Annotated in this window: 21 protein-coding genes; 15 read left to right on the top strand and 6 right to left on the bottom strand. The window is 62.2% G+C overall.

Annotated elements, in window-relative coordinates:
- Positions 1 to 128 precede the first annotated feature (128 nt).
- The gene (locus VII69_10335; GenBank protein ID HEY5095504.1) at positions 129 to 371 is read left to right on the top strand and encodes a hypothetical protein; all 243 of its coding nucleotides are present in this window, start codon (positions 129 to 131) and stop codon (positions 369 to 371) included.
- 156 nt (positions 372 to 527) lie between these two features.
- Positions 528 to 1,094 (top strand): lytic transglycosylase domain-containing protein, encoded by a 567-nt coding sequence (locus VII69_10330; GenBank protein HEY5095503.1) that lies wholly within the window; start codon positions 528 to 530, stop codon positions 1,092 to 1,094.
- On the opposite strand, the gene VII69_10325 is transcribed toward VII69_10330, so the two are convergent.
- Positions 1,087 to 1,407, bottom strand: a complete 321-nt coding sequence (locus VII69_10325) for a twin-arginine translocase TatA/TatE family subunit (protein HEY5095502.1) — start codon at positions 1,405 to 1,407, stop codon at positions 1,087 to 1,089. The two genes, VII69_10330 and VII69_10325, sit on opposite strands and share 8 nt — an antisense overlap.
- 72 nt (positions 1,408 to 1,479) lie before the next feature.
- Here VII69_10325 and VII69_10320 point away from each other — a divergent pair, with 72 nt between their 5' ends.
- The gene (locus VII69_10320) at positions 1,480 to 1,968 is read left to right on the top strand and encodes a hypothetical protein (protein ID HEY5095501.1); all 489 of its coding nucleotides are present in this window, start codon (positions 1,480 to 1,482) and stop codon (positions 1,966 to 1,968) included.
- 21 nt (positions 1,969 to 1,989) lie between these two features.
- Here VII69_10320 and VII69_10315 read toward each other — a convergent pair whose 3' ends face one another.
- Positions 1,990 to 2,448 (bottom strand): tetratricopeptide repeat protein, encoded by a 459-nt coding sequence (locus tag VII69_10315; protein HEY5095500.1) that lies wholly within the window; start codon positions 2,446 to 2,448, stop codon positions 1,990 to 1,992.
- 2 nt (positions 2,449 to 2,450) lie between these two features.
- Here VII69_10315 and trmD point away from each other — a divergent pair, with 2 nt between their 5' ends.
- The 11 genes from trmD (at position 2,451) to VII69_10260 (ending at position 10,170) form a co-directional block, all read left to right on the top strand.
- Positions 2,451 to 3,152, top strand: a complete 702-nt coding sequence (trmD, locus tag VII69_10310; protein HEY5095499.1) for a tRNA (guanosine(37)-N1)-methyltransferase TrmD — start codon at positions 2,451 to 2,453, stop codon at positions 3,150 to 3,152.
- Positions 3,153 to 3,307: 155 nt separating this feature from the next.
- Complete coding sequence (gene rplS / locus VII69_10305) at positions 3,308 to 3,649, top strand: 50S ribosomal protein L19 (protein ID HEY5095498.1); 342 nt, start codon at positions 3,308 to 3,310, stop codon at positions 3,647 to 3,649.
- Between the two features lie 10 nt (positions 3,650 to 3,659).
- Positions 3,660 to 4,352, top strand: a complete 693-nt coding sequence (gene lepB / locus VII69_10300) for a signal peptidase I (GenBank protein ID HEY5095497.1) — start codon at positions 3,660 to 3,662, stop codon at positions 4,350 to 4,352.
- Positions 4,353 to 4,790: 438 nt separating this feature from the next.
- Positions 4,791 to 5,453, top strand: a complete 663-nt coding sequence (gene lepB, locus VII69_10295) for a signal peptidase I (protein HEY5095496.1) — start codon at positions 4,791 to 4,793, stop codon at positions 5,451 to 5,453.
- Positions 5,434 to 6,240: a GTPase gene (locus tag VII69_10290; GenBank protein HEY5095495.1), complete on the top strand. Its 807-nt coding sequence runs from the start codon at positions 5,434 to 5,436 to the stop codon at positions 6,238 to 6,240. The genes lepB (VII69_10295) and VII69_10290 overlap by 20 nt, the downstream gene beginning before the upstream one ends.
- A gap of 8 nt (positions 6,241 to 6,248) precedes the next feature.
- Positions 6,249 to 6,908 (top strand): ribonuclease HII, encoded by a 660-nt coding sequence (locus VII69_10285; protein ID HEY5095494.1) that lies wholly within the window; start codon positions 6,249 to 6,251, stop codon positions 6,906 to 6,908.
- Positions 6,905 to 7,276, top strand: a complete 372-nt coding sequence (locus VII69_10280) for a YraN family protein (GenBank protein ID HEY5095493.1) — start codon at positions 6,905 to 6,907, stop codon at positions 7,274 to 7,276. Before VII69_10285 ends, VII69_10280 begins: the two co-directional genes overlap by 4 nt.
- A 15-nt stretch (positions 7,277 to 7,291) precedes the next feature.
- Complete coding sequence (locus tag VII69_10275; GenBank protein HEY5095492.1) at positions 7,292 to 8,623, top strand: protein kinase; 1,332 nt, start codon at positions 7,292 to 7,294, stop codon at positions 8,621 to 8,623.
- A gap of 51 nt (positions 8,624 to 8,674) precedes the next feature.
- Positions 8,675 to 8,881, top strand: a complete 207-nt coding sequence (locus tag VII69_10270) for a hypothetical protein (GenBank protein ID HEY5095491.1) — start codon at positions 8,675 to 8,677, stop codon at positions 8,879 to 8,881.
- 6 nt (positions 8,882 to 8,887) lie between these two features.
- Positions 8,888 to 9,523, top strand: a complete 636-nt coding sequence (locus VII69_10265; GenBank protein HEY5095490.1) for a universal stress protein — start codon at positions 8,888 to 8,890, stop codon at positions 9,521 to 9,523.
- Complete coding sequence (locus VII69_10260; GenBank protein HEY5095489.1) at positions 9,520 to 10,170, top strand: hypothetical protein; 651 nt, start codon at positions 9,520 to 9,522, stop codon at positions 10,168 to 10,170. Before VII69_10265 ends, VII69_10260 begins: the two co-directional genes overlap by 4 nt.
- A 7-nt stretch (positions 10,171 to 10,177) precedes the next feature.
- Here the strand turns inward: VII69_10260 and VII69_10255 are convergent, their stop codons facing one another.
- Genes VII69_10255 through VII69_10240 form a run of 4 tightly spaced genes read right to left on the bottom strand, consistent with a single transcriptional unit; the run spans position 10,178 to position 13,997 of the window.
- Complete coding sequence (locus VII69_10255) at positions 10,178 to 10,516, bottom strand: hypothetical protein (protein HEY5095488.1); 339 nt, start codon at positions 10,514 to 10,516, stop codon at positions 10,178 to 10,180.
- 6 nt (positions 10,517 to 10,522) lie between these two features.
- Positions 10,523 to 11,518 (bottom strand): ABC transporter permease, encoded by a 996-nt coding sequence (locus VII69_10250; protein ID HEY5095487.1) that lies wholly within the window; start codon positions 11,516 to 11,518, stop codon positions 10,523 to 10,525.
- On the bottom strand, positions 11,519 to 13,030 hold the full coding sequence (locus tag VII69_10245) for a sugar ABC transporter ATP-binding protein (GenBank protein HEY5095486.1): 1,512 nt from the start codon (positions 13,028 to 13,030) through the stop codon (positions 11,519 to 11,521).
- A 7-nt stretch (positions 13,031 to 13,037) separates the two neighbouring features.
- Complete coding sequence (locus VII69_10240) at positions 13,038 to 13,997, bottom strand: substrate-binding domain-containing protein (GenBank protein HEY5095485.1); 960 nt, start codon at positions 13,995 to 13,997, stop codon at positions 13,038 to 13,040.
- A gap of 283 nt (positions 13,998 to 14,280) precedes the next feature.
- Between VII69_10240 and VII69_10235 the strand changes: the two genes are divergently transcribed.
- Positions 14,281 to 15,171, top strand: coding sequence for an ATP-binding protein (locus VII69_10235; GenBank protein ID HEY5095484.1), 891 nt, complete (start codon positions 14,281 to 14,283; stop codon positions 15,169 to 15,171).
- The last annotated feature ends 1,083 nt before the right edge of the window (positions 15,172 to 16,254 follow it).

Raw genomic sequence — 16,254 nt, 5'->3', positions numbered from 1 at the left:
AAACGGCCGTTTCCGGCTTGCGAGCGATCGCGCGCCAACACCCCAACCACCTGTCGGTGCGTTCCGCGGGAAAATAGTTCCGTCCGGAGAACGCATTGCATCCGCCCGCCAACGTGAGGAGTTCGACAATGGATATCGTCAGCGAAACCCGCAGCGAAGGCGCCTCGGACGGCGCGGGCCGCCACGATGACAACGACGCCGTCGATCTGCGCCGCACGGTCGTCGCCGGCGTCATCGGGGCCATCGTCGCCTCGGCCGGCTATCTCGTCTACAGCCGTCTCGAAGACGAGCACAAAGAGACCATCCGGAATTCCGTCATCAAGTTCTTGGAAGAGAAAATGCGCGAAGCGCGCGCCCAATTCAAACTGTGACCGCCGCTATTGTTGTCATTGTAGGAGGGCAAGCATCGCTTGTCCGTTCCCTTGTCCGTACTAGGGCAAGCCTGTACTAGGACAAGCATCGCTTGCCCATGGGTGAGCGTTGCTCACCCTAGTACGGACTGTATTTAACCAGCCGATAACCCACTAATGCGCCGCGTCTTCGCAGCCCTCATCATGGCCGTGTGCCAACTGGCTTGTTTCGGACAGGCCGCTTTAGCCGCGCCCACGCCGCCCGGCGAGGTGATGAACGCGTACGTCGCCGCGATTCGCTACTTCAACGCCGGCATCGGTGCGAGCGAAGCCCAGCGGATCGTCGACGCCATATTGCGCGACGCCGCCGACGAACGCGTCGATCCACGCCTCGTCGTGGCGATCGTCGCCACCGAAAGTTCATTCGACCGGACCGCGCGCAGCTCGTCAGGAGCCATGGGACTCGGCCAACTGATGCCCGGCACTGCAGCAGACGATGGCGTCAGCAACGCCGACGACATCGATCAGAATATCCGCGGCACGGTGCTGACGCTCAAAGGCAACTTAGAGCACTACGCGCGCTACGATCAGCAGCATCAATATCTGTATGCGATCGCGGCATACAACGCAGGCAGCGGCGCGGTCGACGAGTACGGCGGCATCCCACCATATGACGAGACGGTGCATTACGTGATGAAGGTGGTCGTGCTCTGGCGCCGGCTGACCGGCCTCTCCGCTACTTGACTTCGCCTTCGTCGGCGGGCGGCTCGGCATATGTGAGTTCGGCAGGTGTCTCCGGCTCGGGTTGATCCTCGCTCGTAGACGCCTCGGTGGTGCCGAAATCGGCAAGCTCTTCCGGCTCGGCTGTCGGCCGCAACTCCGCCTCGCGCGCGGCCCTGTCCATCTCGAGCATAAAGGTCTGCGTGGTGTTTTGCATCTGACGCATGAGCTCACCCAATTGACGCGCGACCTTTGGCAACTGTTCCGGGCCGAATAGCAGCAGCGCGACAACGAAGATCGCTGCCATGTCGGTGGGTCCAAGCCACGCTAGTATCACGCTACAAAGGGCTCCCTTCCGCCGGGGCAAAACTTTTACCGACCGGCAACGCACGTCCTCGCGAGGGGCTCATTGAAAATCATCTATACCCAGAGCCAGCGCGAAGAGGCGGTCGCCACCCTTGCGACGCTGCGGAAGATCCTTGGCCGGTTCGTGCGGCACCGCGTGTTCTACGAGTTGTCGGCTCGCCGCCGCCGGTCCCACGAACTGTACTCGGTGAAACACGCGTTCACGGTGGGCGACGTCGACGTCACCGGCCAATCCGAGCTCGTCATCACCTTCTTTGACGCGATGAATCCTTCCCATTCGGTCGAGGTCGTCAATCCGCATGCCATGCGCATCTACGACGACAACCCAAGCAAAGGCTTCGCCGTCGCATTCTACGCCGAAGAAGCCACCGACTTCGACGTCCGCTACTACGTGCGCGACGAAGGCGAAGACGACCGGTCGCCCAAACGGACCGCGCTGGAAAAAATCACGCTGCCGCAGCTTTTCGACTATCTTCAAGAGATCACCCAAGCCGACGTCGTCGAAGTCTCTTCGGAGTCGAAATCTTCGTAGCGCGCGAAGCGAGGCGCATAGTCAGCGCCGCCGGAAAAGCCCTTTGAAGCGCTCCATCAGCGCTTTCGGACGCGCGTCGAGGCTGGCTGCCAGCCGCAGCTCGCGCACGCTCTCGTCGATGCGCCCGGTCACGCGATAGAGCACCCCGAGATTGTGATGCGCCGGCGCGTAATTCGCGTCGGCCTTGATTGCCGCTTCATAGCGGACGCGCGCTTCATCGGTCTCACCCGACTCTTGCGCGAGATTTCCGAGGTTGACGAGCGCGGCCGCGCAGCGCGGATCACGCGCAAGCGCCGCCTCGAAATCGTTGCGTGCTCCCGCGCGATCGCCGGCCAGCACTTTGCACACACCGCGCTTCGACAGGGCAGCGGGGGCAAACGCCGGATCCAATGCGGCTTCGGTGAAATGCGACTGCGCCTCGTCGAGATGTCCTTGTTCGAACGCCCGCATGCCGTCGGCGAAGGGGGAGCGCACCTTCATGCGTGAAAATCGTGCGCAAGCTGATGCGAATCGATGTTGTTACCCTTTTCCCGCAATTCATCGAACCCTTGGTGCGCGGCAGCATCGTCGGCCGCGCGCAAGCAAAGGGGTTGGCCGAGATCACGGTCGTTGACCTTTGGAGTTTCGTGCCCGACGGCGAACGAGCCGACGATGCGCCATACGGCGGCGGCGCCGGCATGGTCATGCGGCTTGGCCCGATCGTCGCCTCTTTGGAAAGCTTGTTGGGCGGCGCACTCGACGTGCCGGCCGGCACGCGCGTCGTCTTGCCATCGCCGGCGGGTCCGGTGTTCAACCAGGCGCGGGCGCGCGAGTACGCTGCGCTCGACCGCTTGATCCTGGTCTGCGGCCACTACGAAGGCATCGATGAACGGCTCTTCGATCTCGTCCGCGCCGAAGAGATATCGCTCGGCGATTTTGTGTTGACCGGCGGGGAGATTCCGGCGCTCGCGATCATCGATGCCTGCGTGCGCATCCTGCCCGGCGCGATCGCAGCGGAAAGCGCCGCGAATGAGTCGTTCAGCGGGCCGGACTTGGATTGGCCTCACTACACCAGGCCCGCCGTCTTCCGGGGCGAAAGCGTCCCGGAAATCCTACTGTCCGGCGACCATGGCAAAGTGGCAGCATGGCGGGCGGAGCGGGCGTCAGAGCGGACGATGAGGCGCCGTCCTGACCTTCGGTCTTGAAGCGCCCGGCGCGCCTGTGATATACTTGACAACGTTCGTTTTTTATCTTTTGCCGGACGAAGTCCGGATCCACGTGACGCGGCAGCGGCGTCGGGCCTCCACGAGGGTGGCCGGCGCTTTTTTAGCGGCCGTCGAGGGTAACAATTTTCATGGATATGGCACGCCTCGTCGGCGACGGGCAGAAAAAGAAGCAAACCACCGAGTTCGGACCGGGCGATTCCGTCAAGGTCCACTCGCGGGTCACTGAAGGCAACAAAGAGCGCATTCAGGTGTTCGAAGGCGTCGTCATCGAGCGCAAGAACGGCGGCTTGTCCGAAAGCTTCACGGTGCGCCGCATCGCACACGGTGTCGGCGTCGAGCGATCATTCCTTCTCCACTCGCCTCGGGTCGAAAAAATCGAAGTGACCCGGCGTGGCCTAGTACGGCGCGCCAAGCTTTTCTACTTGCAGGATCGTGTCGGCAACAAAGCCACACGCATCAAAGAGAGAAAGAGCTGACGCTGGCCGGATGACTCCCACCATCCTCATCGCCGTCCTCGCAGTCTTGGCGCTGGCGCGGCTCATCCTATGGGTGGCCCCGACCGCGATTGAAGACGATAAGAGCCGGGCCGTCATCCGCGAATATCTTGACGCGTTTCTCATCGCGGGCGTCGTCGCGCTCTTGCTCATGCATTACGTCGTGCGCACGTTCTACATCCCGTCCGGTTCCATGGAACCCACGCTCAAGATCAACGACGTGCTCCTCGCGTCGGAAATCGAATACCGGTTCTCCGATCCCAAGGACGAGCAGATCGCCGTCTTCGTACCGCCGCCCGATCTTGGCACCACCGATTTCATCAAACGCGTGATGGGCGTCCCCGGCGATTCCATCAGCATTCACAACGGCGTCGTTATCCGCAACGGAAAGCCGGTCGCCGAGCCGTATCTGCCGGCCGCTAACCATCCCAACTACGAGCTTGAGATCAAGGATTACGACATCTGGGTTGACGGCATTCCGCTCGATCCATCTCGCTCGCAGATACCGCCGCGAAATCAGTGGCAAGCGCCGGATAGAATTCCGCGCGGCTGGTATTTCATGATGGGCGACAATCGCAACAACTCGGACGACGGCCATCTCTGGGGATTCTTGCGCCGCGATCAATTCGTCGGCCACGCGTTCTTCGTTTTCTGGCCATTGAACCACGCGGGCACCCTGCACTAACTCGCGTCCTGTATCGAACGTGGCTGTACTAGGGCAAGCATCGCTTGCCCATGCTTCTTAGTGTAGGGGGTGAGCATCGCATGACCACACCACCACCTTATGATTGTCCGATGTGCAAAGCCAAGGCTCCAGATAACTGGGTATTGCCGGAACATCAGCTTATACTCATAAACCCCGCCAAGCCCACGAGCATGATGGACGGCGAATATATTTCAGCGTTTGGGTGCAGCGAATGTGACTTTCTGGCTATTCGATCGGACGATCTTTCTAAGCGAATACCCAAGTAAACCGCGTTGGCCATTTTTTCTCGTGTAGGAGGGTGAGCAACGCTCACCCATTTTTTGCGATGGGCAAGCGATGCTTGCCCTAGTACACTGGCCCTAGTACGTTACCCTCATACAAAGGGGCGCGCGCGGTTCGGCATGAACACAACAGTCCGTGTCAGCGTATAGTCCACGCCTACCCGACACGACCGACCCGCTGCGCGAACCGGCGGCGGACTTCGACGACCTCTTACACGAAGACCGCAGGCGCATAGCCTCGCGGGGCCGACTGATGCACATTGCCGGCCTGGCTATCCAAGCCGCGGTCTTGCTTTGCCTGATCCTGTTGTTCTTCTACCGTTTGCCGCAAGTCGACGGACAAAGCATGGAGCCGCAGTTGACCGGCGGCGAACACGTGCTGATCGACACGCTCGCATTCAATCTCCGCGTCGCAAACCCAATGGCGCCGGACGCGCCGATCGTCGATCTTCGATTGCATCCGATCCTGCGCGGCGATCTCGTCGCCTTCGAACACGGCACCGGCGACGACCGGCGGATCTTGCTCAAACGCGTCGCCGGCCTCGAAGGCGACAAAGTCGCGACCGTGCACGGAAAAGTGTTCGTCAACGGCGCCCAATTCGACGGATTCACCGATGCGTCGAGCGACCGCGAAGATCTTGCGCCGGTCTCCATCCCCAAAGGCAGCATCTATGTCCTCGGCGACAACCGCGCGCAGTCCGACGACTCCCGCGCGTTTGGGCCGGTCCCGGTCGAATCGGTGATCGGGCGCGCCACGTTCGTCGTCTGGCCGCTGACCCGTGCCCAGCGGCTCCGCTAAGCCACCCAAGGCGGAGGCGTCCTGGTTTCCCGGTCATATGGCTGCGGGTCTTCGCGCGGTCGTCGAAAACGCGGCGGTCATCGACGCGGTGATCGAGGTGCGCGATGCTCGGATCCCGCGCGCGACCGCAGCGACCGGGCTGCACCCATCGCTCTCTCGCAAGCGCCGCATCGTGCTCTTGAATCGCGAAGATCTGGCGGATCCGGACATGACCGACCGCTGGCTTGCAAAGCTGGCGCACGACGGCATCACGGCCTTTGCGGGTGTCGGAACGCACGCGGTCACGCTCAAGGGCGTTCGCAACTCGCTCCTATCACAACGGCCGCGCGAGGGCCGGCTGCGAGCCGCCGTCATCGGCGCGCCGAACACAGGCAAGTCTTCGGTCATCAACGCGCTCGGCAGGCGTAAGCGCGCGGTGGCGCAGGCCAAGGCCGGAGTCACGCGCCAGGTGCGATGGCTGACCATCGGCGACGCGGTGGAACTGCTCGATACGCCGGGCATTTTGGCGCCAAAGATCACGAGCGCGGCGGCCGCGTGGCAGCTCGCGTTGTGCGGCAGTTTGCCGGATTCGGCGTTCGACGCAGAAGAGGTCGTCGCAAAGTTTGGCGAGTGGCTGCGAGTCCATCGTCCCGCCGATGCCGACGAATATGAACTCTCCGCATATGCCCGGCGGCACGGGATGATCCGCCGCGGAGGCGAAATCGATGCGCGCAACGCTGCGCGCAAACTCATCGCTCGATTCCGCGACGGCGCGCTGCCGAAAATCACTTTCGAATCACCGGAGTGATCGCGCCCGTGACCCCACGCGAACGACGCCGACTCACGAAGCTCCACCTCTACGAACGCTCTGCTTGGGAAAGCGGTGCGCAGATGGTGTGCGGCGTGGATGAAGTCGGACGGGGCCCGCTGGCCGGGCCCGTCACCGCGTGCGCCGTTGTCCTCACGAAGCCTCTCTTGCTCGAATTCCTCAACGACAGCAAACTCGTCACGCCGATCAGGCGCGCGGCCCTTGCCGCGCAGATCCGCGCCGGCGCGGCGTTCTTCGCGATAGGATGGGCGGGCCCGGAGGAGATCGACGCGATCAACATCCTCGGCGCCACACGCCTGGCGATGGCGCGCGCACTCGCGCAGCTGCCGTTCCCGCCGTGCCGGGTGTTGGTGGACGCCGTGCACATTCCGCAATGCGCGGCGCCGCAGACCGCTATCATTGGCGGCGACGGCAAGTCTGCGGCGATCGCGGCGGCGAGCATTGTCGCCAAAGTGGCGCGCGATGAATATATGGAGATGCTCGACGAAACACACCCGGGCTATGGCTTCAGCCACAACCGCGGCTACGGCACCGAGGAGCACCTCGCGGCGCTCGACCGGCTCGGCCCGTGCTCGGCGCACCGCCGGTCGTTCGCTCCCGTCATGCAGCCCACGCTCTTCGCGTTCGCCGATGGCGGCAGCCCTTGAAGAAACCGGTCTCAACTCGATCCGCCGAAGGCACAGCCGGCGAGGCGGCCGCGGCGCGTTATCTCATCGAGCGCGGCTACCACGTTCTCGAGCGCAATTTCCGGTGCCGGGGCGGCGAGATCGACGTCATCGCGTTGGACGGCGGCACGCTCGTTTTCGTCGAAGTCAAGCTACGCCGGACGCTCGCGCGCGGTACGCCCCTCGAAGCCGTAACGGCCGTCAAACAGGCCCGAGTCCGCAAAGCGGCACAGCAATACCTCGGATTTTGCGGTCGCGTGTTCGGCCGCATCCGCTTTGACGTCATCTGCATCATGAAGACCCCGAAAACCACCGATATTACACATATGAAAGCCGCTTTTGCCTCGTAGCCTCTGATCCTCAGCATGCAAATCGCAATCGACAGCGTTCTCGCTAACCGCTACCGCATCATCGAGAAGATCGGCAGCGGCGGCATGGCCGATGTCTACCGCGGAATCGATCACGTCCTCGAGAGAGACGTCGCCGTCAAAGTCCTCACCGAACGCTCGGATGAGGTCTGCCGCCGGTTCTTGCTCGAGGCGCAGAGCATGGCGCGGCTCAACCATCCGAATATCGTCGCCGTCTACGACGTCGGCGTCGACCGCGACATGTCGTACATCATCCTCGAATACGTGCGCGGCAAGACGATGCGCGACATCGACCGCTCGAAGATATCGTTCGACGACGCCATCAACATCACGGTGCAGTTGCTCGAAGCGTTGCAGTACGCGCACGGCCAGGGCATCATCCATCGCGACATCAAGCCCGGCAACATCATGTTGACCGACGACCATTCGCTCAAGGTGATGGACTTCGGTCTCGCGCGGCGGATGTCCGACGTCTCGAACTTGACGCAAAGCGGCGAGATCGTCGGCACCATCGCTTATCTTCCGCCGGAGCGGTTCTTGGGCAAATCCGGCGATCGCACGAGCGATCTCTATTCTGTCGGCGTGCTGCTCTACGAATTGCTGTGCGGCAAATTGCCCTTCTCGCATGAATCCGACGATCTCGTCGCAGTGATGTTCTCGCACGTGAACGATCGGCCGAAGCCGCCGCGCCAGATCAACCCGCTCGTGCCGGCATCGCTGGACCGCATCATCATGCGCCTGCTCGAAAAAGATCCGACGCGCCGCTACTCCGACGCCGCGTCTCTGATCGTCGATCTGAAAGTGGTACAGGTGGCGCTCTCCCGCGCGGCCGCCAAACTCGAAGACGCCGGCGCCGACCGTGCGCGAAAAGAAACGGCCGAAACGGTCGCGCACACGCCGCTCGCGTCACCGCAAGCGGCCGCACAGACCGCAAACGGCGCCGCCGAGACCATCAAGCGCGAGCCGCCGACCGGCGGTTACCTCAAAGGCGACCTGGTCTCGAGCAAGACCTTCACCGCAGCCATCGCCCGCGCCATGCAAGGCATGATCGCGGCGCGCGAGCAGAATTGGCGGGCGGCGGAAGACCACTACACCGCCGCGGTCGGCATGCTGACGCCGCTTAATCATCCGTCTGAACTAGCGCGCACGTATGCGCGGCTCGGCGCGCTCTACTGCGCCAAGGTCAAGGCGTCCGCCACCGCGCTGCCGAGCGATATCACCGCCGCGCGCGAATATCTGAATAAGGCGCTTCCGGTGCTGCGGGAAAAACGTATGTTCGCCGATGTGAAGGACGCTGAAACGCACCTGAGGGCGCTCGACGCAAGTTAAGCGCGATTCCGAGGACCCCCCTCCGGCACCCGCGAAGCACGTCCGGCTCTCATGCTGCAACCCGTCAATCGCCTGCGCTACAAAGTGTTCACGTCTTTCGCGATCGCGCTATGCGCGTTTCTCGGCATCGCGCGGCTTGCGGCTCAAACTCAAGTGTCCACTCAAGCTATGTTCGTCTATGCTATCCTCGCCGTGCTCGCCACCGCCGGCATCTGGCGCGGCCTGATCTATCTGCGCGGCGTACGCGAGATGGGCTGACCGCCGATGTATCAACCATTCTTCAGCCCGCTCGGCATCGCACTTGCCGCCGGCATCGCCGCCGCGATCTGCACCACACTTTTTTGGATGCTGCATCCGCCGTCCAATCGCACGGTGCGGATCGCCGAAAGCGCGGCGTTCAACGCCAAGCACATCACCCGCAATGTGCTCGTCGTGTTCTCGGCCGACATCAAATCTGAAGTGCTCATGGCGCTCGCTGTGAAAATGGCAAAGGGACAGCACATCGACGTGCTCGCGATCTACGTCATCGAGGTCCCGATGACGTTGCCCATCGCCGCCGTCCTGCCGAAGGAAGAGCGCGAGGCGCTCGAAGTGCTCACCGCCGCCAAGGAGATCGGCCGAAAGGCCGGGCTCGAAGTCCACACGCGCACGATCCGGGACCGTCAAGCAGGTCCGGCCATCATCCGAGCCGCCAGCGACGAACACGCCCGGCTTATCGTTATGGGGACGTACAGAGAAAATCGCTACGCGGGCGCGCCCCTCGCGCGCGCAATCGAGTACGTCACCACGCACACGCAGTTCGACGTGCTCATCGGCGTCGCCAGCACTGCAGACACGGGAAGCATGTTCGCATTGGGTTCGGTGGAAGCGCTGCCCAGACGAGGGGTGCAAAGAAAATGAACCCGATGGTCGCGGCGGCTGCCGCGGCCCTCGTTGCGTTCTTATCCGTGCCCCACACCGCGCTGGGCACGCAAGCCGCCGACGTCGCGCTCGCGAAGTTTACGTCGGCCTGGGATGCGGTTCACACGTACACCTGCACGATCGCGGCACACGAAGTGCGCGGCAAAGACGTGCAAGACCGCACGTACAAGCTCGCATTTTCGCGGCCGAACAACATGCGCATGGACATCGTCGGCGGTGCCGGCCGCGGCGGGGCGGCGGTGTGGCAGGGCGGCGACACGGTCTACGGCCATCAGGGCGGCTTCTTGTCGTTTGTTAGGCTGCACCTCAACATCCACGATCCCAAAGCCGTCAGTCTGCGGGGCACGACGGTGGCTCAAGCGTCGTTCGGCGCTTTGCTGTCGCGCATCAAAGGCTTGAAGACGTCGGCGCTCGACGCAAAGGATGTGGCCGGCCTAACGACGCTCACCGCCATCGTGCTGGACCCAGCGGCGGAGTCGGGGGTGACGAAGGTCGTGATGATCTTCGGCAGCGATCATCTGCCGGTCGAGTACGACGAATACCAGGGCGACGTCGTCGTGGATCGCGTTCGCTATTCGGATTACAAGGGCAACGTCACACTGCCCGCATCCACGTGGAAGATCTGATTAAAGCTTAGGATTCGCCGGCCGATTCCCGGTCGGTGATCTCCTCGGCCGCTTCTTCGTAAGCCCGTTTTAGCGCTTCGAGCGCTTCGTAACGCTTCTCGTCTTTTTGGTCGGCAGGCGTATCGGCGCCAAGCTCGCCGCTGTCGAACACGCCGTATTTCTTCTTCAAGACCGCGCAGTAGGCGTCGATGTCTTCTTTTGCGCCATCGACTTCGCGGATGAGCCGCTGCAGTTCCGACGTCGGCGAATGTTCCAAAGCCGACAGACGCTCGGCGTCTGTGTGTGGCTCAAATTTCTTCCAGCGGGCGATGAGCGGGTCGAGGCGCTCCCAAATCTGGTCTTCCATGCTCCTTTACCCTGAGACGAAGAACCGCTTGCGGAGCTCGTCGAGCAGTACGGCAATGAGTATCACCGCGCCGAGCACGACTTCCTGCGCGTACGACTGCACGTTGAGCAAATTCATCAGGTTGTTCAGCACGCCGATGAGCAGCGCGCCGACGAACGTGCCCACGATCGAGCCCCGGCCGCCCATGAGCGACGTGCCGCCGACGACGACTGCGGCGATCGATTGCAGCTCGTAGCCAGAACCGGACTGCGGGATGCCGGTGCTCAAGCGGCCGGCCAACAGAAGGCTGGCAAGCCCGGCGAGCGCACCGCAGATGATGTAGACGCCCATCTTCACGGCGCCGACGTTGATGCCCGAAAGACGCGCGGCCTCTTCGTTGCCGCCAATGGCGTACACATAGCGGCCGAAGCGCGTTTGCGTGAGCAAGAAATGACCGGCCAGTACGACGCCGAGCATGACGATCACCGGAACGGGGATGCCCGGCAGGCCGATGAACTTTCCGATGCCCGGGAGAATCGTGCCGCCGCCGATGGCGTTGAATGCCGCGTTGTTGATCTCGATCGGACGGCCGCCGGAATAAAGGAACGCCAATCCGCGCGCCATGAGCATCATCGCGAGCGTGGTGATGAACGGCGGCAGATTGAATTTGACGACCGGCCATCCGTTCACCGCGCCGGCGACCCCGCCCGTGCCGACGCCGACTCCCAGCGCGATGAGCAAACCCAACGCGTCGGATGATTGACCGACCATAAAGCCCGCCATCAAAACGCCGGTGAGCGCGATCAGCGAGCCGACGGAGAGATCGATGCCGGCCGTGATGATCACAAGGGTTTGACCGACCGCCAGGACCGCATACACGGCGATCTGCTTCAACACGTTGCTGACGTTGAACGGACGCAGGAACGCGCCATGCGTCCAGTGGTCGAGCGCGATCAGCAGCACGGTCATGCCGACGATGAATATCCCGAGCCGGAACAGCGCTTGGCGGCGGCCTGCAGTCATCTACGCCGCAGACGCTCCGGTGGCGAACTCGATGATCGATTCTTGGGTGGCTTCACCGCGCGCGTAGACGTGCACGATGCGTCCGCCGCGCATCACGCCGATGCGGCTGGACATCCCGAGCACTTCCGGCAATTCCGACGACGCCATCACGATGGCCGTCCCCTGCGCCGCCAGCCGGGTCATAAGATCGTAGATCTCCGCCTTCGCGCCGACATCGATGCCGCGCGTGGGCTCATCGAAGCAGATCACGCTCGCGCGTTCGAGAAGCCATTTCGCGAGCACGACTTTTTGTTGATTGCCGCCCGATAGATTGCGGGCCAATTGTTCGAGTGATGGCGTCCGGATGCGCAAGTCGGCGCTGAGTTTGGCGACCGCACTCGTCTCCTCCCGCTTATCCACCACAAGATAGTGCGCGAAGAGGTCGAGATGCGGCAGCGTGACGTTTTCGCGGATGGTCATCCCGAGCACGAGGCCCTGCGCCTTCCGGTCTTCGGTCACAAGCGCGAGGCCTGCGGCGATCGCGTCGTGCGGTCCTCTGATGGTCAACACAGCACCATCGAGTGAGACGGTGCCCGACGTTGGGATGTCCGCGCCGCAGATGCCGCGCAACAGCGACGTGCGTCCGGAGCCGACGAGGCCGGCGAGCCCGAATATCTCGCCTGGCGCCACGTCGAACGACACGTTGTTGATGCGCCCGCGCAAGGTGAGTTCGCGCACCGATAATCGTGGCTGCGCTGCGCCTCCCGGTGCGTTGTACTGGCCCGGCTGGGGGAAATGCGCGTCGAGCGGACGGCCCACCATCAAACGGATGACGCTGCCGATGTCGTACGATTTTGCGTCGCCCGTTTCGACAAGGCGGCCGTCGCGCAGCACTGAGATGCGGTCGGCGATGGTGAAGATCTCTTCCATCCGGTGCGAGATGTAGACGACGCCCACGCCGGCCTTTGTCAGGGTGCGGATGACGTCGAATAGTTTTGCGACCTCATCGGGCGTGAGCGACGCCGACGGCTCGTCCATGACGATCACGCGCGCATCGACCGAGAGCGCTTTGGCGATTTCGACCATCTGTTGCTGCGCAACCGACAGCATGCGCACTTCCGCGCGCAGGGGCACCATGACCGCGAGCCGCGTGAAGATCTCGTTCGCGCGCGCGTAGAGCGCCGCGTGGTCGAGTCTTGCGCCGCGCACGGGCTCGCGCCCGAGGAGCACGTTTGCGGCGACGTCGAGACCGGGAACGAGGTTGAATTCTTGATAGATGATGGCGATGCGCAGCCGTTCGGCGTCGCGCGGCGATGCGATGGTCACGCGCTTGCCTTCGACGTCGATCTCTCCGGTATCCGGCGCCACCGCGCCGGCGAGGATCTTCATAAGTGTGGATTTGCCGGCGCCGTTTTCACCGACCAACGCGTGCACTTCGCCGGAGCGGACATCGAAATCCACGCCGTCGAGCGCCCGAACGCCCGGATAGGTCTTGGCGATGCCGCGCATCGCGAGGTACGGCACTTGATCCACGCGGCGCTTACGGCTTGCTATGCGTCGTGTAGGAGCCCACCGCCACCGGGATAAGTTTGGCCGGCGTCTTGCCGGCGAAATAATCGTGGATCGCGTCGATGGTCAGTTTCCCGATCTGGTCGGGATGCTGCTGCGGATCGCCGGCCATGTCGCCTGTATCGATGGCTTGCTGCGCGATCGGACTTGCGTCGTAGCCCACGATCTTGATCTTGCCGGCCTTGCCCGCCGACTTCACGGCGGAAAGCGCGCCGAGCGCCGAGTTGTCGTTGATGCCGAACACACCCCGGAGGTTGGGATAGGTCTGCAGCAAGTTGTCCATCACGGTCGCGGCTTTGGTCTGATCGCCGCCCGCCGATTGGTCGGCCACGATCGTGACGCCCTTGCACGATGCGAGTCCGTCTTTGAAACCTTTGACGCGGTCTTGCACCGACGTCACTTCCGGCTGATCGATGATCGCCACCGTGCCGGGTCCAGCCAAGGCCTTGCACAGTATCTGCGCCGCGACTTTGCCGCCCGCCACATTGTCGGAGGCGACGTGCGCGATGACCACGCCTTTGTCGGACGAGCTTGCGATGTCTGCCGTGAACACCGGAATGTTGGCTTGATTGGCTTCGACGATCGCCGAACCAACCGCCTTGGAGTCCGCCGGAGTGAGAACGATCGCGTTCACGCCTTTGCTGATGAAGTCCTCAACTTGCGATGTCTGCTTGGCCTGATCGCGATTGGCGTCGACGAACGTGACGGCATAACCGTACTTCGCAGCTTCGGCTTTCATGCCGACCTCCATGTCCTCATAGAATTGAGCCTGCAGATCCTGAATGGAGACGCCGATCGTCTTCGTGCCGGCTGCTGTGGTCGAGCCGGTCGCGTTTCCACTCGCGCTCTTATCGCTGCTGCTACCGGAGCAACCCGCAACAAGCGCGATCGCTCCTACGCAGACGGCGATATTTATTCCGAAGCATCTCACGAGCACATCCTCCTGCACTGTTTCGCGTACTGCTGTCCGGGCCAAACCGCCCGTATGAAGCTCTGCGCCGACACTAGTACTCACCCTTATCCACATTGTGATTCGCAGAGCATGTGGATATGTGTATAACAGGTGCGGTCCTGTTAAGGTAGCTTAAACGTTGGTTCGGCGTGGTCTGGAGCGAAGTAGCAACGTTTCCGGACAAAGTGTACGCCTTCCCGAGCTTCGCGGCCTTTACTAAGGGAAGCTAGACCGGCCGCCGACGCCGGGTGACATATCACGTATGCTTGCCATCGGATATGCCGCCGCGCTGCGCGGCATCGACGCATTCGTTGTTCGCGTGGAAGTCGTCGGCGTGCCGGTCGCAGATGGTGGCATCCACATCATCGGACTTGCGGATCGCTCCATTCAGGAATCCAAAGAACGCGTGAACGCGGCCGTTCGGTCTTCGGGCTTTCTCTTTCCCAGCTACAAGGTCGTTGCGAATCTCGCGCCCGCCGACATAAAAAAAGCGGGCGCCATGTTCGATCTTGCGCTCGCGCTCACCATTTTAGGCATGGATCAGCAGATCGATGCGAAGCGGCTGCGCGACGTCGTCTGCTTGGGCGAGCTCGCGCTCGACGGATCGGTGAAATCGGTGCCGGGCGTTTTGCCGTCGGCCATCGGCATCAAGCGGGCTGGGTACCGGCGGCTCATGCTCCCCGCCGAGAACTTGGCCGAAGCCGCGCTCGTCGATGGCCTCATGTTGCATCCGGTCCGCACATTGCAGCAAGCCGTCGACATCGTACTCGGGCGCGGCGAACCTGCCACGCAGTCCGGCGGCGACCTCAACGCGCCGCCGTCGCGCGACGAACATATCGCATATGTCGACGATCTCGAAGACGTACGCGGACAACTGCGCGCGAGACGGGCCATGGAAATCGCGGCGGCGGGCGGCCACAATCTGTTGATGGTCGGCGCGCCCGGGAGCGGCAAGACCATGCTCGCGCGTCGCATGCCATCCATACTTCCGTCCATGACTCGCGAGGAAGCGCTCGAAGTCACGAAATTGTACAGCGTGAGCGGACTGCTCCGGCATGCATCGCGATTGGTCACGCAGCGGCCGTTTCGCGCGCCCCACCACACGGTGTCCGCCCACGCGCTCATCGGCGGCGGTGTAGGGCGTCAGAAATAAGGCTAAAAACCATAGTTCTCTAAGCGTAACAGTGTTCAGAGTTTCACTAACCGTGGCATCACAAATGCGCTAACATCCTGCGAATCGGTCACAAATGCGCTAACGTCCGCAAAGCGTCAACGCCAGCTTTCCACCGAAGTGGCTCCCTCCGGGATGAGGGCGGTCCAATTTGTGCACAGCAAGGGTCGTTTGGCGAGACTCTGAATCGGATGCCGATGGATCACCACGGCGATACAGTTTATGACGTGGGTCCGGCACCCAGAAAAAAACAAGTCTCAAAGCCTTTTCGAGGGTCTAACAAGCGCGGTCTTTTACCGTTTTTCTCCGCTTTGTGATTTCGAATTTTGCGTCTCCTATCACTTTTCCGAAGCAGATCGTGGATGCTCCAGACGTGAGATGCGACGCCAGCGCGACCTCCCGCGATGATACCGATGCGAAGCGCCCACACTGAAGACTGATAGCGCAAAGACGTGCGCCCCCGCGCGTCCTCACTTTGCCGGAGGTCCGACGTGGAGTCGGAAACCACGGGGTGTTGTGCGAGTCTATGTGAAACGCGGTCAAATCGAAGCGTTGGCTAATCGAATTGCGCGAGTAACACGCGACGCTCGACGCTGTATGTAGTAGCACAAGATACAATCTACGATGCCCGGCCCGCGGCAACGAGCTGGCACCCTGTGTCCCGTAGATTGGAATTCAGGGCTTTATACACAGGTTATTCACAGCCCGGTGTGGACAACGTCGACGTGATACGGTAGTATCAGTGCATAGAGCCGGCGTTGACTTGGTCGACAGCCGGCTTTTACGTTTTTGGCAGTGCGAAAAGTGGACCGGATTTCGGTACGAATGGCCACACGCTGAAATAATTTGGTGAGTTCCGAGTGGTTTTGTTATCAAGTTTGGGCAGCCCGTACGCGAGAGCCAGCGAGTCGGCAACGGACTTCTTGTGTATGTTCGAGTGCGTTTGAGTTCGACGCTTAAAGTGGTTCATAACGCACCCCAACAAGACATCGACAAGCTGCAAGAAGAGAGAGCTGCGAGAGTCTAGCATCGCTGCATTCGCCGCTCTAGATCCCAGCTTGGCCA

It is taken from the genome of Candidatus Eremiobacteraceae bacterium (assembly GCA_036511855.1).
In the GTDB taxonomy this organism is placed as follows: Bacteria; Vulcanimicrobiota; Vulcanimicrobiia; order Eremiobacterales; family Eremiobacteraceae; genus JABCYQ01.
This window is presented reverse-complemented; position numbering and strand designations above follow the sequence as displayed.